The following is a 25,632-nucleotide window of genomic DNA, read 5'->3' as shown; positions in this document are numbered from 1 at the left end:
GGCCGGCTTCAGGCAGGTCTGCGGCGCCGAGTACTCGTCCTCGCCGAGTTCTTCGAACGCCACCAGAGGAGTCTCTGACTTGCTCGTTTCCGCAGCAGACATGGCGGTGACCTCCGTATTTGAAGAGCCGGTCGGGGATTTATCCGAATAGAAGGTAAAACTCGGAGATAGTTCGTGTCAATGGGCATGTCGACTCGGGGACGGCAGGTCGCGCGACCGCTGTCCATGCGGTCGCCGCCCCATCCCGTGGGTCCCTCGCGGATGAGAAGCGGGCCCGGTCGTCGCTACGTCGGCCGGTTCGCGGCGAGGGGTGTCCGGGGCCGCAGCGACGTCGCCGCGAAAGCGACGAACAGCGCCAGCACGGCCGGCGCGAACAGGGCGCGGGGAAGACCGACCAGCTCGGCCAGGGCCCCGATCAGGACGGGCCCGGTGAGGAATCCGGCGTAACCGAGGCTGGCGACGGCGGCCAGGGCCCGTCCCGCCTGGGCGGGATCGCGATGGCCCGCCGCCGAGAACACCTGGGGGACGATGCACGACAACCCCGCCCCGAACAGGCCGAAACCGATCACCCCGGCCACCGGGTGGTCGATCAGGAGTGAGATCCCGAGCCCCGCCCCGGCCAGGACCCCGCAGCCGCGGACGAGCGCGACCGGGCCCAGCCGGGCGACCAGCCCGTCTCCGGCGAAGCGTCCCGCGGTCATCGTGATCGAGAAGGTGGCGTATGCGGCGGCCGCGAAGCCGGGGGAGGAGCCGAGGTTGTCGCGCAGGTAGACCGAGCTCCAGTCGGCGGCCGCACCCTCGCCGATCATGCAGCAGAAACCGAGGACGCCCAGCAACAGCACACCCCTGCCGATGGGCGGCCGCTTCGGCCGTTTCCCTGTCCCGGATGCGGCGGGCCGCCGGTCCGGCTCGTCCCGTACGGCCCAGCCGGCGCAGAGCAGCGCGACGGCCAGGATCACGGCTCCGACCGCGGCGAACGTCATCCCCGGGCTCACCTCGTAATGGGCGAACAGGCCACCCGCCGACGCGCCGGCGAACCCGCCCACGCTGAACACCGCGTGGAAGGACGACATGAGCGGCCTGCCGTACGCACGCTCGACGACGACCGCGTTGGCGTTCATCGCGACATCGAGGGTGCCGTAGACCGCGCCGAACGCGAACAGCGCCAGAGCGAGTGCCGCCAGGTTGGGGGCGTAGGCGGGGAACACCAGCACGACCCCCATGACGAGGGCCAGCGGGACCGCGACGCCGCGGCTGCCGTACCGGTCCACCAGGCGGCCGACGAGCTGCATGCCGGTGATGGCGCCGGCGGCGATCGCGAGCAGCCCCAGGCTCAGCTCGCCGTTGCTCAGCCGAAGGCCCGACTTGATGGCCGGAATGCGGGCGGTCCAGGCGCCCATGGCCGCCCCGGACAGCAGGAACAGCCCGTAGACGGCGACGCGGGCGCGCAGCAGCGCGGACGGCGCGAGCGTGACGTTCACGAGGTGGCGGCCCGGACGGCGACGGCGCGTACGGTGACGCCGGCGGCGGTGAGCGCGTCGTGCTGGTCGCGGGGGATCGCCTCGTCGGTCACCACCACGTCCAGCCGGTCCAACGGGCATACCGCGCCGAAGGCGGTGCGGCCGAACTTGCCGGAGTCGCAGGCGATCACCACGCGCCGGGCCGAGGCGATCGCGGCCTGCTTGACGGCGACCTCGGGCAGATCGTGCGCGGTGAGCCCGTGCTCGGCCGACAGCCCGCAGCAGCCGATCACCGCGGTGTCGAAGCGCAGCGCCCTGATCGAGGTCTCGGTGAGCGGCCCCACGAAGTTCATCTCGCCGGGCCGCACCTCGCCTCCGGGCAGCACGAGGCGGATGCGGGGTGCGCCGGCCAGTTCCTGCGCCGCCTGCATCGCCAGCGGCAGCACGGTGAGGCGCCGGTCGCGCACGGCCCGGGCGACCTCGAGCGTGGTGGTGCCGCCGTCCAGCAGCACGGCCTCACCATCGGCGAGCAGGCTCGCGACCTCCGCGCCGATCAGGCGTTTGGCCTCGACGGCCTCGCGCTCCCTGACCCCGAACGGCGGTTCCTCACCGCGCAGCAGCAGGCTCAGCGCGCCGCCGCGCACGCGCCGCACCACGCCCTGCTGGGCGAGCTCGTCCAGGTCCCGGCGGATCGTCATCTCGGAGACGCCGTGCTCGGCGGCCAGGTGGGTCACCGACACGCTGTCGGACGTGCGTAACGCGTTCATGATCGCGCGAATGCGATCGGAACTTTCCATGTGTGCATTCGAACATATGACATGTGCTATAGGCAACAAAATCTACATCGTAAACCTGGCAGACTGGATCGCGTGCGCGCGAGCCGGTTACTGTCCCTGCTGCTTCTGCTGCAGACCCGCGGCGACATGACGGCCACGCAGATCGCCGCCGAGCTGGAGGTCTCCGTACGCACTGTCTACCGCGACGTGGAGGAACTGTCGGCGGCCGGGGTGCCGGTGTACGCCGAACGCGGACCACTCGGCGGATATCGGCTGCTCGACGGGTACCGCACCCGGCTGAACGGCCTGACCCCCGCCGAGGCGTCCTCGCTGTTCCTGGCCGGGCTGCCCGGCCCCGCCGCGGAGCTGGGCCTGGCCGATCTCGCCGCGGCGGCCGAGCTGAAGCTGCTGGCGGCGCTGCCGCCGGAGCCGCGCTCCCAGGCGGCCAGGATGCGCGAGCGGTTCCATTTCGACGTCCCGGGCTGGTACCAGGGCAACGACGAGGCGCCCTTCCTGACGGACATCGCCGAGGCGGTCTGGGACGACCGGGTCGTACGGATGCGCTACCGCAGATGGGGACCGGCCGAGGTGGAGCGGACGCTGCACCCCTATGGCCTGATCCTCAAGGGCGGCGCGTGGTATCTGGCGGCGGCCTGCTCCGGCAGCGTCCGCACCTACCGCGTCAGCCGGATCCTCGAGGCCGAGGTCCTCGACGAGTGCTTCGAACGGCCGCCGGACTTCGACCTCGCCGGGTTCTGGAGACGGTTCGCCGCCGACTTCGCCGCACGCATGTACACCGGCCACGCGGTCGTACGGCTCCAGCCCGGCATCGAGGACCTGCTGCGCTACACGCTCGGCCGCGACGTCGTCGACAAGGCCCTGGCCGGCGGCCTCACCGACCCCGACGGCTGGACCCGCGTGACGCTGCCCGTCGAATCGCTCAACCACGCGCGCTGGCAACTGCTGCGCCTGGGGGCCTCGGTCGAGGTCGTGGAGCCCGCCGAGTTGCGCACGCTCATGGCCGACACGATCAGCGAGCTGTCCCGCCTGTACGGGTAGGGGTGCTCCTCGGCACGACCTGCGGCGTCTTGGCAGACATAAGCGACCTGTCCGGCGGATGGCGCTGGCTACGATGATCCTTTCTGCCTGCCGTACGAGACCGGAGTGAAGCATGCTGCCAAGGAAAGGCGCCACGCTGCTGCTGGCGGCCGTGTTAGGGATGGCGGTCGCTGCGCCGGCCTCGGCCGCGCCGGCCCGGCAGTCCCCGTCGACCTGGTCATATGCCGAGCTGTCCCCACACGACGGCTATGACGTCTTCCACGTCGTGGCCGCCGCGGGTCCATCGGACATCTGGGCGGTCGGGGCACAGGACGCGGCCATGACCACGCCCCCGAAGGTCCTCCGCGGCACCGCCACCCAGATCCTCGAACACTTCGACGGCACGGCATGGCGGCGGGTCGCCGGGCCGCCCGGGGGCATCCTGGAGTTGTCGGCATCGGGTCCGGGCAACGTGTGGGCCATCACCAGGCACGGGTCGAACCCGCGTAAGCCGTCGTTCCGCGCGGTGCGCTGGGATGGAAGGCGCTGGACGACCATGCACGCCGGTTCCGGTTCCGGTTCCGGCTCCGCGCTCAAGTCGATGGCCGCCACAGGGGATGGCGGCGCCTGGCTGGCCACGACGACCCGAACCTCCAACGGCAGGACCCGCGACGGGCTGCTCCGATACACCGGCACCCGGTGGCGTACTGTGCCCACTCCGAAGAACCTGGAAATATCCACGATCGTCGCACGCGGGAAGAACGACGTGTGGGTGGTCGGCCGGTACGACTCCGGCAAAGCCGTTTACGACGACACAACCGGTGGCGTCCCCGCCGTGCTGCGCTGGGACGGCCGGTCGCTCAAGCGGGTGCCCGTCCCCGAACGTGCCATGCCGCGCCACTACAAGGCCCTCAACGTCACCGGCATCGTCGTCGGCAAGGGCGGTGATCTCTGGCTGACCTGCGATGACGTCACCGACGGGTCGTTCAGGGGCGTGCTGTACCGGCACGCGGGCAAGTGGCGCAAGCTCACAGAACCAGACCGCTCACTGCTGGAGCGCATCATCCCCGACGGCCGGGGAGGCGCCTGGTTCGACTACGGTCTGTCCCGCCCGATGTGGCACCACCGCGGCGGAAAGTGGACCGGGACCGCACCACCAGAGCTCCCCGCCGGGCGGACGTTCGGGGATTTCACCGGGACGGTCTCCGGAGATGCCACGCTCATCCCCGGAACCACCCGGATCGTCCGGGTGGGCGCCTCATCCGTTCCGATCGAGGGCAAGGTGATCAGTCCGCAAACCATGCTGCCGTCGTACAACTCCACCGACCGGCTGATCGTCACCGGCCCCGGCGAGGCGTGACCGGCGGCCGTACGGCCACCCGTTAAACCGGTTGCGCCGCCGGTACCGAGATCGACAGGCTGAGCGGGTGTTCCTTTTGGCCTTCGCAGGTGCCTGCGTCCTGCTCGCGATGGTCCCCGGTGTCAGCACAGCCGTGATCCTGCGTCAGACGATCCGGGCGGGCCGCGCCTCCGGCGTCGCCGCGACCCTCGGCAACGAGACCGGCATCTTCCTGTGGGCGATGGCGGCCGTTTTCGGATTTCGGATTGTCGGCGCTGGTGCTGGCCTCGGAGGTGGCGTACGCGGTGATGAAAGCGGTCGGCGCCGTCCTCTTGGTCGTGATGGGTGTCCAGTCGCTGTGGCAGGCCCACCCGCTGCGGAAGGCGCGGCGCGCCCGTGCCGTACGAGACGCCGGACCGGGCCAGCAGGAGCCGGAGGCGGCGCGGGGCTGGCGGCGCTCGTATGTCCTGGGGTTGGCGACCTGCGGCGCCAACCCGAAGGCCGCCGTGTTCGCCATGTCCTTCCTCCCGCAGTTCGTCCCGGCCGGGGCGGACGTCCCGGCGACGCTGACGCTGCTGGCGGTGATCTGGGTCGTGGTCGACACGGTGTGGTACCTCGCCGTGATCTGGTTCGTGGGCCGGGTCGGGGCCGTCTTCAGCCGGCCAGCCGTACGGCGCCGCATTGAGCAGGTGTCGGGGATGGTGCTGATCGGTCTCGGCGTGCGCGTCGCCTTGGAGGCACGATGACGACCTCGCATGAGCTCTGGTATCAGCATGGGGGAGCGGGCGACCCGGTGGTGCTGCTGCACTCCAGTGTCGCCGACGCCCGGATGTGGGACCCGCAGTGGGCGGCGCTGACCGGCGCGTTCCACGTGGTGCGGATGGACTTCCGCGGCCACGGGCGTACGCCGTGCCGGGCGGACGGTCCCTACTCCGACGCCGGGGACGTCGCGGCCGTGCTGGCCACGCTGGACCTGACCGGGGTCACGCTGGTCGGATCCTCCTACGGCGGCCGGGTGGCGCTGGAGCTGGCGACCGAGCACCCCGATCTGGTGTCCCGGCTTGTGCTGTTCAACGCGGGCTGCGACCTGCCCCCGACACCCGACCTGGAGGCGTTCGACGCGGAGGAGGACCGCCTGATCGAGGCGGGCGACATCGGGGGAGCGGTCGAGCTGAACGTACGGACCTGGCTCGGCCCGGAGGCGGACGACGAGACACGCAAGCAACTGGCCGAGATGCAGCGCCACGCGTTCGAGACGCAGCTCGCGGCCGACCCCCTGCCCGAACGGCGTCGCGGCCGCATCGACCTGTCGCTGCTCGGCGCACCCGCCCTCGTCGTCGCCGGCGGGCGCGACCTTCCGTACTTCCGAGAGAGCGCCCGGCACATCGCGGGCAGCATGGCGGACGCGACCTTGGTCGAGCTGGACTGGGCCGGCCATCTGCCGAACCTGGAGCGTCCCGACGAGGTCACCTCCCTGCTGCTCAAGCTCCTCTAATGAGTCTACTTTGTAAAGGTTGGCGGTTTATGCAGAACATAACTACTCAAACAACAGACAAACCATCACCAGTGCCCAGGGTTTCCTGCGTGTTCGTCTGCCATGACGGTCAGGGACGGGTCCTGCTGGCTCGTCGCGGGGCAGGGGCACGCGACGAGCCGGGGAGCTGGGACAGCGGGGCGGGCGCGCTGGAGTTCGGCGAGACGTTCGAGGCGGCGGTCGCCCGCGAGGTCCGCGAGGAGTACTCAGCCGACGTGCTGGAGCTTCACCAGATCGGTGTGCGCAACGTGGTCCGGCGGGATCCGCCCTCCCACTGGGTCGCGGTGGTCTTCGCGGTCAGGGTGGATCCCGCCGCGGTCGAGCTCGGGGAGCCGCACAAGCTCGACGAACTCGCCTGGTTCACGCTGGACGCGCTGCCGCATCCGCTGCACTCCCAACTTCCCGCGACCCTCGAACTCTTCGGCGCCTCAGCGGTGTAGTGCCTTCCCGGAAATGTCGGTGGCGGACGGCAGGATGCCCGTCATGGCGACGTGGCAGGACATCGAGAAGGAGATCCCCGAGTTGGCCGCCCGCGTGCTGGCGATCATGGGGAGGACCAAGCACAAGACCATGGCGACGCTCCGCAAGGACGGCTCCCCGAGGATCAGCGGCACCGAGGTCGAGTTCAAGGACGGCGAGGTCTGGCTGGGCTCGATGCCGGGCGCGATGAAGGCGCTCGACCTGCGCCGTGACCCCAGGCTGGCGATCCACAGCGCATCGGAGGAGCCCGACGAGGCGAGTCCGGGCAGGTGGATCGGCGACGCGAAGCTCGCCGGCCGGGCGGTCGAGGTCACCGACCCGGAGGTCAAAGAGGGAACCGATGCTCCGGGCGGGCAGGACTTCCACCTCTTCCGGGTTGACGTGCGCGAGGTGGTGGTCACCGGCGTGGACGAGGCGGGGGAACACCTGGTGATCGAGATGTGGCACGAGGGCGCCGGCCACCGCGTGCTCCACCGCAAATGAGCGTGAACGGTTGCCTCAGTGGACGCTGAAGCCGCCGTCCACGCAGATGGTCTGGCCGGTGACGTACGCACAGGCGTCCCCGGCCAGGAACACGGCGGTGCCGGCGAAGTCGGCGGGGATGCCGTTGCGGCCGGTCATGGATCGCGCGGCGAGGGCCTCGACCCGCCCGGGCACGGCCCGGGCGGGTGCGGTCAGCGGGGTGAGCACGAACCCGGGGATGATCGTGTTGCTGGTCACTCCGTGCCGAGACCACGCCTCCGCCTGGGAGCGGGTGAGTCCGCAGATGCCGGCCTTGGAGGCGCCGTAGACACCGCTGTCACCGAACGCGCTGATCGACTGCTGGGAACCGATGTTGATGATGCGTCCCCAACCGCGGTCGGCCATGCGCGGCCCGAAGTGCCGGCCGAGCAGGAACGGCGCGGTCAGGTTGACGGCGATGGTCCGGTCGTAGTCGTCGGGAGTGAGCTCGGCCATGGGCTTGCGGATGTTGTTGGCCGCGTCGTTGACCAGGATGTCGATCTCGCCGAACACGCGCGGAGCCTCCGCGCACACGCGGGCCACGGCGTCGCGGTCGCCGAGGTCGGCGCTGATGGCGGCGGCCCGCACACCCTGCTTTTCCAGCGTCTTCACGGCCTTGGCGAGTGCTTCGGCACGCCGGGCCACCAGGATCACGGCCGCCCCGGCCAGACCGATCGCCTCCGCCATCGCGTACCCGATGCCCGAGCTGCCGCCGGTCACCAGCGCCACCCGGCCGTTGAGCGTGAACAGCTTCTCGACGTAGGACGACATACCGCGGGAACTTAGCAGTTAGGGTTTGGCCGTCCCCCGTCGTCGACTCAGGAGCTCCCCGCGATGACCTCCCTGGCCAGGCTGAGCCTCGCCAACCGCACTCTCGTGATATTGATCACACTCGTGCTGGGCGTGTTCGGCGCTCTCGCGATCCCCTCCCTGAAGCAGCAGCTTTTCCCGTCGCTGGAGTTCCCCGCCGCTTTCGCGGTGGCGAGTTACCCCGGCGCCGCCCCGGAGATCGTCGAAGAGCGGGTCACCAAGCCGATCGAGAACGGCTTCCAGGGCATCCCGGGGCTCACCGGCATCACCTCCACCTCAAAGGAGGGCCTGGCCCAGATCCAGGTGAAATACGAGTACGGCACCGACGTCGACGCCGTGATCGGCAAGATGCAGCAGGCGGTGAGCCGGGTCAAGGCTCAGCTTCCGGCCGGTGTCGACCCGCAGATCGTGGCCGGGAGCACCGACGACATCCCGGTCATGGTCATCGCGGTGAGCGACGGCGGCGACGAGCAGGGCACGGCCGGAAAAATCGACAAGACCGTGGTGCCGCGGCTGCAGACGATCGAGGGGGTCCGCGACGTCGCCGTCAGCGGCGCTCACGAGAAGCAGGTCGTGATCACGCCCGATCCGGTCAAGATGGTCCTGGCCAGCGTGTCACCGGCGGCGATCCCGGATCTGCTGCGCGCCAACGGCGTGACGATCCCGGCGGGCACGCTGACCGACGACGGTAAGTCGCTGACCGTGCAGACCGGAGACCGCATCGGCAGTGTCGACGACCTGAAGAACCTGTATCTGACACCGGCCGCCGCCCCCGCCCAGCCGGGCACCCGCGCCAAGCCCGCCAAACCGAGCAAGCCGGTCAAGCTCGGCGACGTCGCCACGGTCGCCGTGCAGGACGCCCCGGTCACGTCGCTGACCCGCACCAACGGCCGCCCCAGCATGGGCGTGTCGATCACGATGACCCCGGACGGCAACGCCGTACGGATCTCCCACGCGGTACGAGACGCCGTTCCCGACCTGACCCGTGACCTGGGCGACGCGGCCGAGCTGACCGTGGTGTTCGACCAGGCCCCCTACATCGAGCGGTCGATCGGGGACCTCACCACCGAGGGCCTGCTCGGCCTGGCGTTCGCCGTGCTGGTCATCCTGGTGTTCCTGCTGTCGGTGCGGTCGACGCTGGTCACCGCGGTGTCGATCCCACTGTCGGTGATCATCGCGCTGATCGCGTTGTGGCTGGGCGACTACTCGCTCAACATGCTGACGCTCGGCGCGTTGACGATCGCCATCGGCCGCGTCGTCGACGACTCGATCGTGGTGCTGGAGAACATCAAGCGGCACCTCGCCTACGGCGAGGAGAAACGCCGCGCCATCCTCACCGCGGTGCGCGAGGTGTCCGGCGCGGTGACGGCCTCGACGTTGACCACGGTCGCGGTGTTCCTGCCGATCGCGTTCGTCGGCGACATGGTGGGGGAGCTGTTCAACCCGTTCGCGGTCACGGTGACCGTGGCGCTGCTGGCCTCGCTGCTGGTCGCGCTGACCGTGATCCCGGTCCTGGCGTACTGGTTCCTGAAGGCGCCCGCGATGTCCGCGCAGGAGATCGAGGCGGTGCGGGAGGACGCCGAACGCCGGGAGCTGCGCAACCCCCTGCAACGGGCCTATCTGCCGGTGCTGCGGTTCGCCACCAGCAGGCGGCTGGTCACGCTGCTGATCGGCCTGGTGGTGTTCGCCGGGACGATGGCGCTGGCGCCGCACCTGAAGACGAACTTCCTCGACTCTTCCGGCATGGACACCACGCAGATCACCCAGCGGATGCCCACCGGGACGGATCTGGCCACCACGGACTCGGCGGCCAAGAAGGTCGAAGCGGTCCTCGGGTCCCTCACAGGGGTGGAGTCCTACCAGGTGACCGTCGGCGGCGGAAACCGGATGCTCGGCGGACTGGGCGGCTCCGCCGACCGCGCGACGTACTCCGTGACGGTCGCCGAAGGGACCGACACCCCGGTGCTGGAGCAGACGCTGCGCGACCGGCTCAAGGGTGTGCCGGGCGTCGGCGACATCACCGTCGGCGGGGGAGGCGGAGGCTTCAACTCCGACCAGGTCCAGGTCATCCTGCGGGGTTCCGACACCGCCGTGCTGAAGGCCGCGGCCGTCTCCGTCCGCGACGCGCTCACCGGCATCGAAGGCCTGCGTGATGTCGCCTCAAACCTGGAAGACAGCACGCCGAGGGTGGAGGTCCACGTCGACCGGGAGAAGGCGGCGGCCCTGGGCCTGACCGAGGCCGGCATCGGCCAGGTCGTCGCGCAGGCCTTCCGTGGCGCGCCGATCGGCCAGATCGACGTCGACGGCCGCTCCAGCGACATCGTGCTGCGCGGCGGTGACGCGCCCACCGACCTGGCCGCGATCCGCGCCGTCCAGGTGCCGACGGCGACCGGCATGGCCAAGCTGAGTGACGTCGCCGACGTGGTGGAGGCCGCGGGCCCGACGCAGATCACCCGCCAGGACGGGACACGGACCGCGACCGTCTCCGGCAGGGCCGAGGCCGCGGATCTCGGCGCGATCACCGCGGAGGTGGACGCCAAGCTCAAGGGGATGAAGCTGCCGGCCGGGGTGCACTACGAGATCGGCGGTGCCAGCGCCGATCAGGAGGACGCGTTCGCCGATCTCGGTCTGGCCATGCTGCTGGCCGTCGCGATCGTCTTCCTGATCATGGTGGCGACGTTCCGCAGCCTGGTGCAACCGTTGATCCTGTTGGTGTCGATCCCGTTCGCGGCGACCGGCGCGCTCGGGCTGCTGCTGGTCACCGACACCGCTCTCGGCGTGCCGGCGCTGATCGGCATGCTGATGCTCATCGGCATCGTGGTCACCAACGCGATCGTGCTGATCGACCTGGTCAACCAGTACCGGGACAAGGGGATGGGCATCGTGGAGGCCGTCATGGAGGGTGGCCGGCGACGGCTGCGCCCGATCCTGATGACCGCGATCGCGACGATCTGCGCGCTGACCCCGATGGCGCTCGGCGTGACCGGTTCCGGCGGTTTCATCTCCCAGCCGCTGGCCATCGTCGTCATCGGCGGCCTGATCTCCTCGACCCTGCTCACGCTGGTCCTGGTGCCGACCCTGTACACGATGGTCGAGCGCACCAAGGAACGGCTGCGGAAGCGCCGTACGCCCAAGACCCGGGCGGACGGCCCCGAGGTGACGATCTACGACGAGAAATCCCTCACCCCGGTCAAGTGACAACCGCCGCGACCGCGCTGACCGCATCGCTCTGTCAGGAGCGGTCGGCGCGGTCGCGGATCGTGGGCGTTCTCATCCGGGGAACGCCCGATGACAGCAGTGAGAGGGCGGCCAATAGACTGTGCCAACGTGAGTGTCAAGCCGCGTATCCCGAATGTCCTGGCCGCCCGCTACGCCTCGCCGGAGCTGGCCCGCCTGTGGTCCCCGCAGCACAAGATCGTGCTGGAGCGCAGGCTGTGGCTCGCGGTGCTCAAGGTCCAGGCCGACCTCGGGATCGCCGTGCCCGGCCAGGCGATCGCCGACTACGAGAAGGTCGCCGACCTCGTCGACCTGGCCGCCATCGCCGAACGCGAACGCGTCACCCGGCACGACGTGAAGGCCCGCATCGAGGAGTTCAACGCGCTCGCCGGCCACGAACACGTGCACAAGGGCATGACCTCCCGCGACCTGACCGAGAACGTCGAGCAACTGCAGATCCGCGACAGCCTGCTGCTGGTCCGCGACCGGGTCGTCGCGCTGCTCGCCCGGCTCGGCAGGCTGGCCGGCGAGCACGCCGCCACCGTCATGGCCGGCCGCTCCCATAACGTCGCCGCGCAGGCGACCACCCTCGGCAAGCGCTTCGCGACCGCGGCCGACGAGCTGCTGGTGGCGTACGCGCGGCTGGAAGGCCTGCTGGAGCGCTACCCCCTGCGCGGGATCAAGGGCCCGGTCGGCACCGCCCAGGACATGCTGGACCTGCTCGGCTCACAGGAGCGGCTGGCGCAGCTGGAGGACCGGGTCGCCGCCCATCTCGGCTTCGCCCGGCGCTTCACCAGCGTCGGACAGGTCTACCCGCGTTCGCTCGACTACGACGTACTCACGCTGCTGGTGCAACTGGCCGCCGCGCCGTCGTCGCTGGCCAAGACGATCCGGCTGATGGCCGGGCACGAGCTGGTCACCGAGGGGTTCGCCGAGGGCCAGGTCGGCTCGTCGGCGATGCCGCACAAGATGAACACCCGCTCCTGCGAGCGTGTCAACGGCCTGACCGTCGTCCTGCGCGGGTACGCCTCGATGGCCGGGGAACTCGCCGGAGACCAGTGGAACGAGGGTGACGTGTCCTGCTCGGTGGTCCGCCGGGTCGCCCTGCCCGACGCGTTCTTCGCCTTCGACGGCCTGATCGAGACGATGCTGACCGTGCTCGACGAGTTCGGCGCGTTCCCCGCCGTCATCGAGGCCGAGCTGAACCGCTACCTGCCGTTCCTGGCCACCACCAAGATGCTGATGGCAGCGGTGCGGGCCGGCGTCGGCCGGGAGACCGCCCACGAGATCATCAAGGAGCACGCCGTCGCCTCGGCGCTGGCCATGCGGTCACGGGGCGCCGCCAACGAACTGCTGGACCGGCTCGCGGCCGACTCCCGCTTCCCCCTCGGCCGGGCCGAGCTGGACGCCCTGCTCGCCGACCGGATCTCCTTCACCGGCGGCGCCGCCGCCCAGGTGGCCGAGCTCACCGGGCGAATCGGCGAGATCGCCGCACGCCATCCCGAGGCCGCCGCCTACACCCCCGGCGCCATCCTCTGAGCCCGCGGTGCGGGAGTTGACGGGCATCGAGGATGTCGTGGCCGCCTCCGATGACGATGACCTGATCGTGTGGGCGGCCCAGGGCATGAAACCCGGCGTTCGGGCCTGGGCGTACGGCGACGCCGTCGCCGTGGCCGGCCCACAGATCGCTCGCGGCGACCGGCTCGCCATCCGGGGCGGCGCCGCCCACGCCATCCCGCTGGTACGGCATGCCCTGGCCGAGGTGGGTCCGTCGTTCCGGCCGTTCGGTGACGCCGATGTCGTCCGTGAAGTGACACAGAAGATCGAGAAGATCCACTTTTCAGCCAATTTCTCCTGGATGGTGACGCGCAAGCCGCCCGAGCCGTACGCACTCGGACCGCCCGCCCGGGAGCCGTCCGCCCGGGAGCCGTACGAGCGGGCGGGATGGTTGGACGGCGACGACGAACCCGGCGTGGCGGACCTGCTCACAACGGCCCATCCCGACTCTTATGCCGTTCCGGGCCTGGCCGGGGTGCACCGCTGGGCGGGTATCCGCGGCAGCGGGGGCGAACTGCTCGCCGTCGCGGCCGATGCCTGGTCCGCGCCGGGCGTCGGCCTGATCGCCGGGGTGGCGACGGCCGTACGGGCCCGCCGGCGTGGCCTGGGGGAGCGGGTCTGCCGGTTCGTCACCGAGGCGCTGCTGGCCGAGCACGGCAGGGCGGCGCTGATGGTGGACGACTGGAACGACACCGCCATCGGCGTCTATGAGCGGCTCGGTTTCGCCCGTCGGCGCGTCGCGTCATCCAGGGTCGTCACCGATTGACGACGCCCGGCAGTTCGGTCAGCGTGCCAATCGTGACGACCGGAGCGGGCACGCGCAGGCCGGTGCGGTGGCGGTCCAGCCAGACGCCGTGCATGCCGACCCGGGTCGGGCCGATCGCGTCGAGTTCGAGATTGTCGCCCACGAGCAGCACCTCATCCGGGCGCAGGCCCAACTTCGCGGCAGCCCGCAGGTAGCACTCCGGCTCCGGCTTGAAACGGCCGCCGAGCGAGTCGGGCGTCAGCACCGGGTCGAGCCGGTCCAGCAACCCGAGGCGGCGCAGCTTGGCCTCCTGCTGCACGGGCACCCCGTTGGTCAGCACGGCCAGCGTCAGCCCCCGGCCGCTGTCGCGGAGGACGTCCAGCACCGGCGCGGCGTCGGGGAAGGCCGCCCAGGCGGTCTCATAATGCGTGAGGAAGTCAGCGAACGCCGCATCCAGATTCGGCGGCACGGGCAGGCCGAGCCGTACGCAGAACTCCCGCAGGCGCCTGCGCCGCTGCTCCTCGAAGGAGCACTCCCCGGAATGCCAGGCAGGCAGGTGCTTGTCCTCCAGTTCCCGCCACAGCGAGGGGGTCTGCGCCAGCAGTTTATGGCCGGGGGAGATCGACTCGGTCCAGCAGGTGACGCCGTGGGCAACCGCATCGCGGTGGTCGAAGAGGGTCTCGTCGAGGTCGAACAGAATTGCCCTGATCACAAGCAGCGATTCTCTCAGGCCGGACGGAGCCGGCGGAAACGTTCGCCGCACGCGCGGCTTTCAGCTCTCGCCGGAATCGTCCGCGCCTGGCCGGGTGGCGTTGCGGCGGAGCAGGGGGTGGAAGTTCATCGCCGCCTCCAGTTCACCGGGCAACTCGTCGCGGTAGCGGCCGAGAGTCGACAGGTCGCTGTGGCCCAGCACCCGGCGCACCGCGTCCATGTCGGTGCCGTCGGCCAGCAGGTGCGTGGCGGTCGTGTGCCGTAAGCCGTGCGGGGTCACATCGCGGCGCTGCCCGGGCTCCACCCGCTGCTGCACCCGGTCGATCACCGCCTGTACGTCACCGCGTGCCAGCCTGCGTCCGCGCCACGACAGCAGCAGCGCCTTGTCGTCCCCGCCGCCCGGCCGTGCCTGAAGGTAGGCGTCGAGTAGCAGGGCGACGTCCTGTGGGAGGGGGACGTCCCTCGTCCGCCCGCCCTTGCCGAAGATCCGCCAGTAGCGCACCCCGTCGTTGGTGTAGAAGTCCTCCACGTTGGCCCGGACCAGCTCCGACACCCTCGGTCCGAGCGTGACCAGCAGCAGTACGATCAGCGCGTCGCGCACCTCGGTCCGCTGGTCCCGCCGCTTCGGCTTCGCCGGGCCGGCCTCGGCGGCGGGGGATCGGGCAGCCTGGATCAACCCCTCGGCCTGCTCCCTGGTCAGGGCGCGGCGCTCCGGGCGCAGCCCGCCGCGTTCCCGTGCCGTCACAGACGAGGCCGCCATCGGGTTGAGATGCACCCACCCCGCGACCGCCGCATGTTTGAAAAGCGCGGACACCGATCGGCGGAACCGCGCCTGCGACGCCGCGCTCTGCAGCCCTTTTCCGGGTGCGTCGCGCCTGGGTGGTTGGGCCGTTGTTGTGCGTCTTTCGTCTGGTTTGCGGGCGAAGGCCAGCAGGGCTGCGTCGATGTCCTCACCGGTCAGGTCGTCGAGCACCCGCTCCGGGCCGGCCAGGCGTACGAACGTGGCGACGTCCCGTGCGTACACTTCGGCGGTGGCGGGGGAGAGGGCCCCGGTCAGTGTCCTGGCCCGGACCAGCTCCACGTAGCGGTCGGCGGCCTCCTGCACGGTCAGTCGGTTCATCTGGGCGGGCAGCATGATCTACACAGTACCGATCACGACCGACAGTAAGCCCCCGGTGTGCGGTGAACCGTTCACCTTTGAGGGCAGATGGACGCTCGGGTGATGGACAACAGGGCTTGTGCAGCTGGCATGCTGCGCCGCCAGTGAGGAGAAGTGCCCGATACCCGACAGAATTCACCTTCTGTCCGATATGACGTCTAGAGCGTGTTTACGAATGCTTCAGCCTCGGTTTGTCCCATTCCGGTTTCGCCGCGCACCAGGAACACGGCCTGTTCGATGCGGCCGGCCGCCTTGAGCTCGCGTACCCGCGTCGCCAGATCGGGTGCGGCGAGGTGGGCGGACCCTGCCGGGTGGACGGGCACGGCCTGGCCGGCTCCCAGGGTTTCCGCGATCATCTTCGCCTCTTTGAGGCCGAGCCCGGTGCGTTCCCGGATGAGCTTGATCGCCTCGATCTTCCGGCCGGCCGCCCACATTTCCCGCACCTCGTGCTGTACGTGGGCCGGAATGGGCGGCAACAGGCCCGGCGTCCGCCAGGCGAGCTGCCCGCCGGGCCGTGCCCCCGCTCGGACGGCGGCGAAGATCACAAAGATCACCGCTCCGAGCACGAGGCCGCCGAGTAACAGGAAAAGAACTTCAAAGGTCCCTAATCCAACCACTCTGTGATCGTACGACTCCGCCCATCGGGTGGCCAAAGATGAACGGATTGACGTCTGGGCCGAACCGGGCGCAGGACCGGGTTTCTCCCCTCTCCCGGAGGCATCACGCGATGCGCGATAATGGACATTATGTCAAGTAGTCTGTTCGCGGGCGCTCCCCCTCCGTCGGCTGTGATCGTTCTGTCCGGTGTCGCTGAGTTAGGCTGTCTTCGGCTGACCGGGGCTTTTCACGGCCGGAGCCTCGCCGGTGGTCGCAACGTTTAAGGGTTGGAAGAGGTCTGATCCGCTCTCCTTCGGTGGGCGTGGTCTGGGAGTTGGGTGGCGGTGATAACGATGTCGAGCGGCGCTCCTGAAGATTGGTACCGGTGGATTCCGGCGCAGATCTCGGCGGAGGAGTACGCGGCGCTGCCGGAGGACTTCTGCCGGACCATCGAGGTGATCGACGGTCACATCGTCAAGTGTGAGAGTCCCTCGCGGCTGCACAACCGTGTGGGACGACGCTTGGCGGCGGTGCTGGAGCAGGGACGTAAACCTCAGCCGTGCCTGATGGTGGAGACGGACGTCGACGTGCGGATCAGTGACGTTCCGTTGAATCTGCGACGTCCGGATGTGACCGTCTATCGATGCCTGCCGGATGATCGACGCTTGTATGCCAGTGACGTGGTGCTGGTTGTGGAGATCGTGTCACCGGAGAGCTCGTTTCGGACGGATACGGTCGACAAGAAGGCCGCCTACGCCGCGGCGGGGATCCCGGTGTATCTGATCGTGTTTCTGAACGAGGCCCTCGACGGAGTGGAGTTGATCGAGGAGTACCGCCTGTCGGAAGGCAGGTACCACCTGGTGTGCCTCCACACCCGCCGATTGTCGCTGGACGGCCCGGTTCCGGTTGATGTCGGGTTCGATTCCCTGTCGGGCGCGTGAGTTGCCACGGGATGGCGTTGATCAGGCTGTCGTGGGGCTGTTGGAAGCCGGCCCGCGGTTCGGGCGGACGATGAGGCTGAACAACATCCGAGGTCTGAGTTGGAGGTGGCACCGCGCCTGTGAAGCCGCTCCCCCGCTGCGTCTTGCCGCCTTGCGTGAGGTGCCGGGAGGGTTGAACGGCCATTCGACGATACGTCGTCCACGCTGAGGTCCTCGAAGTCGTCGGCCGCGGGCGGGTCACCCGGGACGGACCGCTGTCAGCGTTGGAATACCTGGATCGGCCGGCTTCTCGACATCGTTTTCGACGGTTTGCGAGCCTCTCCAGCCGGGGGGTGACGTGCGGGCGGAAGAAACCCATTCCGAGGAGAAATACAGTTAACAGCGCGGGAAGAAAATACCGTCCAATCGAGTCAACCCGGTCACCTCACGCGGGTTGATGGCGGATTATCGGAGCCATGCGATTTCCGACGCTTGCCGCTCGGGCCGCCTGCGGCCGGGCCATCCGGATGCCTTCGCGGGCATGCTGACATCTCCTTTCCCCAAGGGGGACGACGGTGGCGGGTCCGCGCACAAGGTGCTCGGTTCCGGCTGGACCGCACCCCGCCGTGCCCGTGCCTTCGCGTGCGCTCAGCTCGGGCTGTGGGGGTTGCCGCATCTGGTCGAGACGGCCGAGTTGCTGGTGTCGGAGTTGGTGACGAACGCGGTTCGGGCGACCAACGCGGTGTCCAGTCCACCGATCGTGTCGTCGATGTTCCCCGTGACGCTGCGCAGCGTCGCGGTACGGCTGCGTCTGTCGGCGCGGTCGCGCAGCCTGTTCATCGAGGTGTGGGACGCGAGCGCGGGCGCGCCGGTCCCCCGCCGTGACGGCGGTCCGGGCGATGGAGGACTCGAGGAGGGCGGCCGCGGGCTCGAGCTCGTGGACTGTCTGGCGACGCGCTGGGGGTATCACACGGCGCGGGACCGGGGCAAGATCGTGTGGTGTGAGCTGCCGACATCCCCTGTGGTCGCCGCCGATTCTGCTTCTGCCGGGGAGGGCGCTCCCCCGGAGGTTTCTGTTCCGGTGCGGGCCGTCGCAACGGTCGGTTCTCCCCCGGCCGCGGCTCTCGCCGTACCGGCGCAGGCGCTGCCCCGGCGGGTGCGGCGGCATCATCGGGCCGAACGGGCGGAGGGGCCCGATCGGGATACGTTGTTGCGGGTCCTGCAGGGGCTGCGCGACCTGGACTGAGCCAAGAGGCGAGCATTTCCTCCTTCCCACCCTGCCTAGGTATATTAGGAATTTACCTAGAAAACTGAGGATTGTCGGAGGTGGGGGGTGGCGCGGGCCGGGTTGACGGCTGACCGGGTGGTGGAGGCGGCGGCGGATCTGGCCGATGAGGTCGGGTTCGGCAACATCACCATCTCGGCGCTGGCGCGGCGTTTCGGGGTGAAGGACGCCAGTCTGTACTCCCATGTGAAGAGCGTTCAGGACCTTCGGACGCGGGTCGCGGTGCTGGCCGCACGCGACTTCGCCGAGCGGATCAACGCCGCGATCGCGGGCCGGGCCGGCAGGGACGCGCTGACCGCTTTCGCGCACGCCTACCGGGAGTTCGCGCTGAAGCATCCCGGTCGCTACGCGGCGACGCAGATGGAGATCTCTCCCGAGGTGCTCGCCCGGTCGCCGGGCCACCGGAGCCTCATCGAGGCGCCGCCCGCGATGCTGCGCGCGTACGGTCTGGCCGAGCCGGACCTCACCGATGCGGTGCGTCTGCTGCGCAGTGCGTTTCACGGCTACGTCGTCATCGAGGCGTCTGCGGGGTTCCGGCATTCCCGTCCGGTACGGACGTCCTGGGAGCGGGGGCTGGATGCCCTCCATATCGCCCTGGAGAACTGGCCGTCCTCCTCCAGGGAGGGAATCGCGCGCGGGTGATGGCAGGGCAGACGTCGCTTCGGGCCGAAGCGGAGGCCGTGGGCGTGAACTCGTCCGCGTTGGCCTGCGAGGGGGGTCGGCAGCGGTGCGGGAAAACCTGTTGCGGAATTGTCGGGGGCGTTGGCTAGGGTCGGCAGATGTGGCTGATCAACCCTTGATTTTCGCTCGTGACCTGGTGAAACGTTTCGGTGATTTCACCGCGGTCGACGGGATCGACCTGGAGGTGGCTCCCGGCGAGGCGTTCGGCTTCCTGGGGCCGAACGGGGCCGGCAAGTCCTCGACCATGCGCATGATCGGGTGTGTGTCCGTGCCGACCTCCGGGGAGCTGCGCATCCTGGGCATGGACCCGGTGCGGGACGGCACCGCGATCCGGGCGCGGCTGGGGGTCTGCCCGCAGTTGGACAATCTCGATCCCGATCTGACGGTGCGGGAGAACCTGACGACGTACGCGCGGTATTTCGGGCTGTCGCGGTCGGAGAGTCACCGCCGGGCCGATGAGCTGCTGGAGTTCGTGCGGTTGTCGGACCGGGCGAAGGGCAAGGTGGAGCCGCTGTCGGGTGGCATGAAGCGGCGGCTGACGATCGCGCGGGCGCTGGTCAACGAGCCCGACCTGGTGCTGCTGGACGAGCCCACGACGGGGCTGGACCCGCAGGCCCGGCACCTGTTGTGGGAGCGGCTGTTCCGGCTGAAGCAGCGTGGCACGACGCTGGTGTTGACGACGCACTACATGGACGAGGCCGAGCAGCTGTGCGACCGGCTGGTGGTGATGGACGGCGGGAAGATCATCGCGGAGGGGTCGCCGCGTTCGCTGATCGAGACCTACTCCACGGCCGAGGTGGTCGAGTTGCGCTTTCCCGACGGGTTGGATTTCAACGCCGATTACGCGGCGAAGCTGGCGGGCGTCGGGGAGCGGATCGATCCGCTGCCCGACCGGGTGCTGGTCTACGCCGACGACGGGGACGCGGCGCTGGCCGAGGTGCACCGGCGGGGTCTGACGCCGTCCACTGTGCTGGTGCGGCGCTCCACCCTGGAGGACGTGTTCCTCCAGCTGACCGGTCGGACGTTGGTGGATTGACATGACGGCTGGAACCCTGCATCCCACGCTGGCCGTGCTGAACCGGCAACTGACGCTGTACCGCCGGCTGTGGCAGGCTTCGATCTTCTCGTCCTTCGTCCTGCCGGTGCTGTTCCTGATCAGCATCGGCATCGGGGTCGGGCGCTATGTCGGTTCGGTCGAGGGCGTCGACTACCTGTCGTGGATCGTGCCGGGGGTGCTCGCCTCGACGGCCTTCCAGATCGCGCTGGGTGAGTCGACGTACGCGGTGCTGGGCGACTTCAAGTACGTCCGGGCCTATCACGCGATGCGTGCGACACCGGTGCGGCCGGTGGACATGGTCTGCGGGCACCTGCTCTACCTGGTGTTGCGGGCTGAGGCCGCGGTGCTCGCCTTCCTGGTGGTCGTGGTGTTCTTCGGCGGGCTGCACTCGCCGTGGTCGCTGGCCACCCCGGTGGTGTGCGGGTTGCTGATCGCGGCGACCGCTGCGCCGGTGACGGCGTTCGCCGCCCGGATCGACCATGACAGCTATTTCTCGCTGTTGTTCCGCCTCGTGATGATCCCGTCGACGCTGTTCGCCGGGGTGTTCTTTCCCGTGGAGCAGTTGCCCGCGGTGGTGCGGCCCCTGGCGTACGCGTCGCCGATGTGGCATGGGGTCGAGATGTGCCGGGCGGCGACGCTCGGCCGGGCGACCGCGTGGCCGCTGGCCGTGCATGTGGGATATCTGCTGGTGTGGGCGGTCGGTGGCGTGGCCCTGGCGGTGCTCGCGTTCCGGCGCAGGCTGGAGGACTGATGCTGACCACGTTCGTGGCGTCCCCCGCGAGGGCCGTCGGCCGGGTCTCCCCCGGCCGGGTGGGTGCGGTGATCAACCGCAATGTGGGCGCGCTGCGGTCCGGCCCGTCGTACTGGGTCGTGTTGCTGTCGGGTTTCTTCGAGCCGGTGCTGTATCTGCTGTCGATCGGTGTCGGAGTGGGCGCGCTGGTCGGGGACATCACGGTCGGCGGGCGGAGCATGTCGTACGCGGCGTTCGTCGCTCCGGCGATGCTGGCGGTGTCGGCGATGACGGGGGTCCTTGCTGAGACGACGTTCAACTTCTTCCACAAGTTCAAGTACGCCAAGACCTTCGAGGCGGTGCTGGCGACGCCGGTGCGGCCGATCGAGCTCGCGGTGGGTGAGCTGGTGTGGGCAGTCGTCCGCGGCGCGGTGTACACGGCGGCTTTCCTGGTCGTGATGGTGGCGATGGGGCTGACCACGCCCGGCGGGGCGCTGGCCGCGTTCCCGGCGTCCGTGCTGGTCGGGTTGGCGTTCGGTGCGGTCGGCATGGCGATCAGCACGCTGATGCGCGGCTGGCAGGACTTCGACCTGATGAGCGTCGGTCAGTTCGCGTTGTTCCTGTTCTCGGGGACCTTCTCCCCTGTGCAGGACTATCCGCTGGTCATGGAGGTCCTGATCCAGGTCACTCCGCTGTACCACGCGGTGGAGTTGGTGCGCGGGCTGTGTCTCGGGGTGGTCGGCCTGGGGTCGCTCGGGCACGCGGCCTACCTGGCGGCGATGGTCGTCGGCGGGTTGTGGTTGGCCTCTCGCCGCCTGACCAGGATGCTCTGCGTTTAACCGCCTAATCGTTTCACCGCCTAATCGCCTTTGAGGGTGGGCGGCAGGCCCTGGTAGTGGGCGGGAGTGGGGAAGCCGTCGGGGGTGGCGCGCAGGTGGTCGGTGAGCCGCCAGCCGGTGGCCAGGCATGCGGTCAGCAGGGCGCCGAGCGTGATCAGTTCTGCGGGGTGGTGGTGGCGGAGCAGTTCGGCCAGCACGATCACGGTGGCGAGCGTGACGAGGGTCAGGGCGATGCCGCGGTGGAACCGTCCCGCCTCGGAGTGGGGCCAGGGGTCGACCGTGCGGGTGATCTCGCGGCCGTCGTCGGAGTCGGTGCACAGCATCCTGGCCGGGCAGTCGGCGCAGGCGGCCGCGGGGGCGCGGTAGCGGACCAGTCGCCGATGGTGGTCGTATGCGTGCGGCCGCAACAGTTGGTCTTGCGGGCAGGTCCAGTGGTCGTGGTCGGGGTCGTAGCGGAATCCCCCGGTGCGGAAGCGTTCGGTCCGGCCGTGAGCGTGCCGGGCCAGCAGGTCCAGGCCGTAGGCGATGACGATGAGCAGGGCGGCGTAGCCGCCGGCGAGCAGGACTTCGGTCGTGATGCCGATCGTCGTGATTTCGGTCATGGCCGCCTCACCTGCCGGCCGGTCCGGTGATCTCGGTGAAGAGTCGGTCTTCCGGCTCTCCGGGGGTGGCGGGTTTGGCCTTGGCGGCGTGGCGCAGGCCGAGCCAGGTGATGTAGAGGAACGGCAGTGCCCCGCCGACGATGAACAGCGCGTCGCCGGGCAGGCGGAGCCACTCGATCAGGCTGTTCGTCGGGTTGGTGAGGTATTTGAGGCTGCGTGCGTGCCAGTAGCCGGTGTGGACGGCGTGGTAGAGCTGCAGGATGCCGACCGGCAGGAGGGTGGCGAAGCACATCCAGGCCAGGCCGATGTTCAGGGACCAGAAGGAGATCTTGGCCAGGCGGTCCGGCCAGAGCCGGGGCGGGATCATGTAGCGCAGGCAGAACAGTGCCATCGCGATGGCGAGCATGCCGTACACGCCCATCATGGAGCCGTGGGCGTGGTTGGCGGTGAGACCGGTGCCGATCTCGTAGTACGACACGATGGGCAGGTTGACCAGGAAACCGAAGATGCCCGCGCCGAGGAAGTTCCAGAAGCCGACGGCCACGAGGAACATCACGGCCCAGCGGTGCGGGAACGGCGTGGGTGAGGTGGACTCCTGGCGGGCGCCGAGCTGCAGGAAGCTCCACGCCTCGACGGTGAGGAAGGTGAGTGGGATGACCTCGGCCGCGGAGAAGAAGGCGCCCAGGGCCATGTGCTGGGCCGGTTCGCCGCTGAAGTAGAGGTGGTGCATGGTGCCGATGACGCCGCCGACGGAGTACAGCACGATGTCGAGGTAGACGACGGTGAGGGCGACCTTCTCGCGGACGACGCCGAGTAGCACGAAGATGTAGGCGACCATCACGGTGGTGAACAGTTCCAGGAAGTCCTCCACCCACAGGTGCACCACCCAGAAGCGCCAGAAGTCGGCGGAGGTGAAGGTGTCCTGCGTACGGCTGAGGAGGCCGACGGCGTAGATGACCGGGATGGCGAGGGCGGCCCAGAAGAACATCCAGGGCAGGTTGCCGCGGTGCTCGCCGCGCAGCCGGCCGCGCAGGCCCCGCCACAGGATGAAGGCCCACAGGCCCATGCCGGCGGTGAGCAGGATCTGCCAGAGGCGGGCCAGGTCGAGGTATTCGTACTGGTTGGCGCCGATGAACTGGGCACTGGGAGGCACCATGCCGCGGATGCTGAAGAACTCCCCCAGCAGGCTGCCGACGACCACGATGACCAGCGCGCCGAGCAGGATCAGCGAGAGGCGGTCCTGGCCGCGGGGTTCCCGCCTGGCGATGATGGGCGCCAGGAAGATGCCGGCGGCCAGGAAGGCGGCCGCCACCCAGAACAGCGCCATCTGCAGGTGCCAGGTCCGGGTGAGGTTGTACGGCAGGAGTTGGGCCAGGTCGATTCCGAAGAAGCTGCCGAGGTCGGCGCGGTAGTGTTCGGAGGCGCCGCCGAGGAGCGACTGCGCCACGAACAGTGCGGCGACCACGAAGAAGAAGAGTGCGGTGACCCGCTGGGCGGGGGTGAGCGCGACCTCGCCGGGTTGACGGAACGACAGGGTGTCGGCCTGCCGGCCGCGCCAGCCGAGCCGGTCGCCGTAGCGGCCGTAGACGCCGAACAGGGCGCCGATGCCGCCCAGCAGCGCGATGAGGGACAGCACGCTCCAGACGATGTTCTCGGCGGTGGGTTTGTTGCCGACCAGTGGTTCTGGGGGCCAGGAGTTGGTGTAGGAGTGGTCGGCTCCGGGTCGGTGGGCGGCGGCGGCCCAGGCCGACCAGGCGAAGTAGGAGGTGAGCTGGTGGATCTCGGCGGAGTCGGTGATGGCATGGGGCAGCAGGCCCTTGCCGGTGGTCGGGTCGCCGAAGAAGTCGGCGTAGTGCCGTTCGTTGGCGAGGTAGGCGGTGGTCTGGGGGCCGCTGAAGGTCAGGGTCTGGGTGGCGGGGTCGTAGCGGTTGGCCTGGAAGTCGGCGATGAGGGCGGCGTCGCCACCGGGTTCGTTCGGCCGTGCGATGGTGGCCGCGCGGTGCAGGTAGTCGGCGGTGAAGTCGGGGCCGAGGTAGGCGCCGTGGCCGAAGATCGATCCGTACTCCATCAGGCCGGCGCGCAGGAACACCTGCTGGCCCGCGGTGACGTCCTCGCCGGTGAACAGGACCTGTCCCTTGTCGTCGACGACCTGCCGCGGGATGGGCGGTTCGTCCCGGTAGGTGAGGTAGGCCAGCACGCCCAGGACGAGGAATCCGAACAGGATGACGAGGACGGCGACTTGGACCCAGGCTTTGTGGATCAGTAACCGACCGTGGGGCACGGCATCCGTGGAAGGTGGTGCGGTCATCTGACTCACCTCGCTCCAGCGTGCGACGAGAGGCGTTTAACTCAGCGTCGACCAGCGAGGTTTATGGGGATAAGGGGATCTCAGTCATAAGTCGGTCATCTTGTCGGCACCTGTCCGGGCCAGAAGCGTACGGGGCGCTGGCTGATGGAGATCCGCGGGATACTGCAGGGCATGTACCGGGAAAAGGCGTCGCGAGTGCCTGGAGCGGTGCTGTGGTGGCGGATCCCACCAGTGCCCCACGGTGTGCAGCGGGTGCTCCCCGACGGATGCACCGACGTGATCTGGGCCGACGGCGAGCTGCTGGTGGCCGGACCGGACACGCGGGCGCATCTGACGCGGGACCGGGTGGACTGCTTTGTCGGGCTGCGCTTCGCGCCCGGCACGGGCCCCGCCGTCTTCGGGGTGCCCGCGCACGAGTTGCGTGATCGGCGGATCCCCCTGGCCGACCTGTGGCCGTCCGGGGAGGTGCGGCGGCTGGCCGACCGGCTGAACGCCGACCAGCCGAGCCGACTGGGCCAAGGGGTGTCCGCCTCGCTCGGCGTGGCGCTGGAAGAGATGTCGCTGCGCCGCCTGTCCCTGTCTGATGGTCCGGATCCGATGTCGGCCTGGATCGTGGCCCGGGTGCGTGCCGGCGCTCCGGTCGCCGAGATCGCCGGCGGCGCAGGTCTCAGTGAGCGCCAGTTGCACCGGCGGTGCCTGAGCGCCTTCGGTTACGGACCCCGGACACTGGGCCGCATCCTGCGGATGAACCGGGCGTTGGACATGGCTCGCGCCGGCACCGCTTTCGCGGCCGTGGCGGCGACCGCTGGGTACGCCGACCAGGCTCACCTCGCCCGCGAAGTGCGCTCCCTGGCCGGAGCGCCGCTCACCGTACTGGTCAGGTAGCGGGCGTCAGCGGCGCGAAGAGGTCGACTCCGTTGCCGTCCGGGTCGTGCACGACCGCGTAGCGCTGCCCCCAGAACGCGTCCCAGGGCGGGCGGTGCCCTTCGTGTCCGGCGTCGACCAGATCGGCGTAGGTCTGGTCGACCTCTTCCGGACCCGCGCAGCGGAAGGCGAGGCTGATCCGGGGGTCGCCGGTGGGCGGCGTCCAGGTGTCGAAGGAGCGGATCGTCTCGATGGTGTCCCAGGCCAGGCGGAGCCCGCCGGGCAGGGTCACCTCTACATGTGGCTCGGTGTCGGCCGTGGCGGGGATGTCGAGACCGAGCCGCCGGTAGAACGCGAGGGACTTGCCCATGTCGGCCACGACGAGGCCGACCAGGTCGAAAGCAGGTGCCATGGCGGTCACGC

Annotated in this window: 25 protein-coding genes; 16 read left to right on the top strand and 9 right to left on the bottom strand. The window is 69.5% G+C overall.

The window, feature by feature from the left end; translation table 11 throughout:
* Nucleotides 1-284: 284 nt before the first annotated feature.
* Complete coding sequence (locus Mth01_RS20965; protein WP_204017614.1) at nt 285-1,481, bottom strand: MFS transporter; 1,197 nt, start codon at nt 1,479-1,481, stop codon at nt 285-287.
* Entirely contained in the window at nt 1,478-2,257 is a 780-nt protein-coding gene (locus Mth01_RS20960; RefSeq protein ID WP_239089865.1) for a DeoR/GlpR family DNA-binding transcription regulator, read from the bottom strand. Before Mth01_RS20960 ends, Mth01_RS20965 begins: the two co-directional genes overlap by 4 nt.
* 72 nt (nt 2,258-2,329) lie before the next feature.
* Here Mth01_RS20960 and Mth01_RS20955 point away from each other — a divergent pair, with 72 nt between their 5' ends.
* The 6 genes from Mth01_RS20955 to Mth01_RS20930 all read left to right on the top strand — a co-directional run bounded on the left by Mth01_RS20955 (nt 2,330) and on the right by Mth01_RS20930 (nt 7,110).
* On the top strand, nt 2,330-3,295 hold the full coding sequence (locus Mth01_RS20955; protein WP_204017613.1) for a helix-turn-helix transcriptional regulator: 966 nt from the start codon (nt 2,330-2,332) through the stop codon (nt 3,293-3,295).
* A 112-nt stretch (nt 3,296-3,407) separates the two neighbouring features.
* Nucleotides 3,408-4,634 (top strand): hypothetical protein, encoded by a 1,227-nt coding sequence (locus tag Mth01_RS20950; protein WP_204017612.1) that lies wholly within the window; start codon nt 3,408-3,410, stop codon nt 4,632-4,634.
* A gap of 245 nt (nt 4,635-4,879) precedes the next feature.
* Complete coding sequence (locus Mth01_RS20945) at nt 4,880-5,359, top strand: LysE family translocator (protein WP_239089864.1); 480 nt, start codon at nt 4,880-4,882, stop codon at nt 5,357-5,359.
* Nucleotides 5,356-6,108 carry an alpha/beta fold hydrolase gene (locus tag Mth01_RS20940; protein WP_204017611.1) on the top strand — a complete coding sequence of 251 codons (753 nt, stop codon included), beginning with the start codon at nt 5,356-5,358 and terminating at the stop codon, nt 6,106-6,108. The genes Mth01_RS20945 and Mth01_RS20940 overlap by 4 nt, the downstream gene beginning before the upstream one ends.
* 89 nt (nt 6,109-6,197) lie before the next feature.
* A complete protein-coding gene (locus Mth01_RS20935) occupies nt 6,198-6,587 on the top strand; it encodes an NUDIX domain-containing protein (protein ID WP_239089863.1) in 390 nt (129 codons plus the stop codon).
* 43 nt (nt 6,588-6,630) lie between these two features.
* Nucleotides 6,631-7,110, top strand: coding sequence for a pyridoxamine 5'-phosphate oxidase family protein (locus tag Mth01_RS20930; RefSeq protein WP_204017609.1), 480 nt, complete (start codon nt 6,631-6,633; stop codon nt 7,108-7,110).
* Nucleotides 7,111-7,125: 15 nt separating this feature from the next.
* Here Mth01_RS20930 and Mth01_RS20925 read toward each other — a convergent pair whose 3' ends face one another.
* Complete coding sequence (locus Mth01_RS20925) at nt 7,126-7,899, bottom strand: SDR family NAD(P)-dependent oxidoreductase (protein ID WP_204017608.1); 774 nt, start codon at nt 7,897-7,899, stop codon at nt 7,126-7,128.
* 63 nt (nt 7,900-7,962) lie between these two features.
* Between Mth01_RS20925 and Mth01_RS20920 the strand changes: the two genes are divergently transcribed.
* From Mth01_RS20920 to Mth01_RS20910, 3 genes are all read left to right on the top strand, one after another.
* On the top strand, nt 7,963-11,136 hold the full coding sequence (locus Mth01_RS20920; protein WP_204017607.1) for an efflux RND transporter permease subunit: 3,174 nt from the start codon (nt 7,963-7,965) through the stop codon (nt 11,134-11,136).
* A gap of 129 nt (nt 11,137-11,265) precedes the next feature.
* Nucleotides 11,266-12,693 carry an adenylosuccinate lyase gene (purB, locus tag Mth01_RS20915; RefSeq protein WP_204017606.1) on the top strand — a complete coding sequence of 476 codons (1,428 nt, stop codon included), beginning with the start codon at nt 11,266-11,268 and terminating at the stop codon, nt 12,691-12,693.
* Between the two features lie 7 nt (nt 12,694-12,700).
* Nucleotides 12,701-13,477, top strand: coding sequence for a GNAT family N-acetyltransferase (locus tag Mth01_RS20910; protein WP_204017605.1), 777 nt, complete (start codon nt 12,701-12,703; stop codon nt 13,475-13,477).
* Here the strand turns inward: Mth01_RS20910 and Mth01_RS20905 are convergent.
* The 3 genes from Mth01_RS20905 to Mth01_RS20895 form a co-directional block, all read right to left on the bottom strand.
* Nucleotides 13,467-14,168: an HAD family hydrolase gene (locus Mth01_RS20905; protein ID WP_204017604.1), complete on the bottom strand. Its 702-nt coding sequence runs from the start codon at nt 14,166-14,168 to the stop codon at nt 13,467-13,469. The two genes, Mth01_RS20910 and Mth01_RS20905, sit on opposite strands and share 11 nt — an antisense overlap.
* A gap of 60 nt (nt 14,169-14,228) precedes the next feature.
* Nucleotides 14,229-15,302, bottom strand: coding sequence for a tyrosine-type recombinase/integrase (locus Mth01_RS20900; RefSeq protein ID WP_204017603.1), 1,074 nt, complete (start codon nt 15,300-15,302; stop codon nt 14,229-14,231).
* Between the two features lie 182 nt (nt 15,303-15,484).
* Nucleotides 15,485-15,979, bottom strand: coding sequence for a ribosomal protein L7/L12 (locus Mth01_RS20895; protein ID WP_204017602.1), 495 nt, complete (start codon nt 15,977-15,979; stop codon nt 15,485-15,487).
* A 297-nt stretch (nt 15,980-16,276) separates the two neighbouring features.
* Here Mth01_RS20895 and Mth01_RS20890 point away from each other — a divergent pair, with 297 nt between their 5' ends.
* The 6 genes from Mth01_RS20890 (at nt 16,277) to Mth01_RS20865 (ending at nt 21,435) form a co-directional block, all read left to right on the top strand.
* A complete protein-coding gene (locus tag Mth01_RS20890) occupies nt 16,277-16,864 on the top strand; it encodes a Uma2 family endonuclease (protein ID WP_239089871.1) in 588 nt (195 codons plus the stop codon).
* Between the two features lie 520 nt (nt 16,865-17,384).
* Nucleotides 17,385-18,089 carry an ATP-binding protein gene (locus Mth01_RS20885; protein ID WP_204017600.1) on the top strand — a complete coding sequence of 235 codons (705 nt, stop codon included), beginning with the start codon at nt 17,385-17,387 and terminating at the stop codon, nt 18,087-18,089.
* An 87-nt stretch (nt 18,090-18,176) separates the two neighbouring features.
* The gene (locus Mth01_RS20880; RefSeq protein ID WP_204017599.1) at nt 18,177-18,770 is read left to right on the top strand and encodes a TetR/AcrR family transcriptional regulator; all 594 of its coding nucleotides are present in this window, start codon (nt 18,177-18,179) and stop codon (nt 18,768-18,770) included.
* Nucleotides 18,771-18,945: 175 nt separating this feature from the next.
* Entirely contained in the window at nt 18,946-19,845 is a 900-nt protein-coding gene (locus tag Mth01_RS20875; RefSeq protein ID WP_239089862.1) for an ABC transporter ATP-binding protein, read from the top strand.
* A 1-nt stretch (nt 19,846) separates the two neighbouring features.
* A complete protein-coding gene (locus Mth01_RS20870) occupies nt 19,847-20,617 on the top strand; it encodes an ABC transporter permease (protein ID WP_204017597.1) in 771 nt (256 codons plus the stop codon).
* Nucleotides 20,617-21,435, top strand: coding sequence for an ABC transporter permease (locus Mth01_RS20865; protein WP_204017596.1), 819 nt, complete (start codon nt 20,617-20,619; stop codon nt 21,433-21,435). Before Mth01_RS20870 ends, Mth01_RS20865 begins: the two co-directional genes overlap by 1 nt.
* A gap of 20 nt (nt 21,436-21,455) precedes the next feature.
* Here Mth01_RS20865 and Mth01_RS20860 read toward each other — a convergent pair whose 3' ends face one another.
* Complete coding sequence (locus tag Mth01_RS20860; protein ID WP_204017595.1) at nt 21,456-22,037, bottom strand: hypothetical protein; 582 nt, start codon at nt 22,035-22,037, stop codon at nt 21,456-21,458.
* A gap of 7 nt (nt 22,038-22,044) precedes the next feature.
* The gene (locus Mth01_RS20855) at nt 22,045-24,345 is read right to left on the bottom strand and encodes a nitric-oxide reductase large subunit (RefSeq protein ID WP_204017594.1); all 2,301 of its coding nucleotides are present in this window, start codon (nt 24,343-24,345) and stop codon (nt 22,045-22,047) included.
* Nucleotides 24,346-24,516: 171 nt separating this feature from the next.
* On the opposite strand from Mth01_RS20855, the gene Mth01_RS20850 reads away from it, so the two are divergent.
* A complete protein-coding gene (locus Mth01_RS20850) occupies nt 24,517-25,230 on the top strand; it encodes a helix-turn-helix domain-containing protein (RefSeq protein ID WP_204017593.1) in 714 nt (237 codons plus the stop codon).
* Here Mth01_RS20850 and Mth01_RS20845 read toward each other — a convergent pair.
* The coding region (locus Mth01_RS20845; RefSeq protein ID WP_308440824.1) for a VOC family protein at nt 25,223-25,632 on the bottom strand (410 nt) is incomplete at its 5' end. The genes Mth01_RS20850 and Mth01_RS20845 overlap by 8 nt on opposite strands.

This window comes from Sphaerimonospora thailandensis (genome assembly GCF_016863115.1).
In the GTDB taxonomy this organism is placed as follows: domain Bacteria; phylum Actinomycetota; class Actinomycetes; order Streptosporangiales; family Streptosporangiaceae; genus Sphaerimonospora; species Sphaerimonospora cavernae.
The sequence above is the reverse complement of the archived record's forward strand: the minus strand, read 5'-3'. Positions and strand labels throughout refer to the sequence as shown.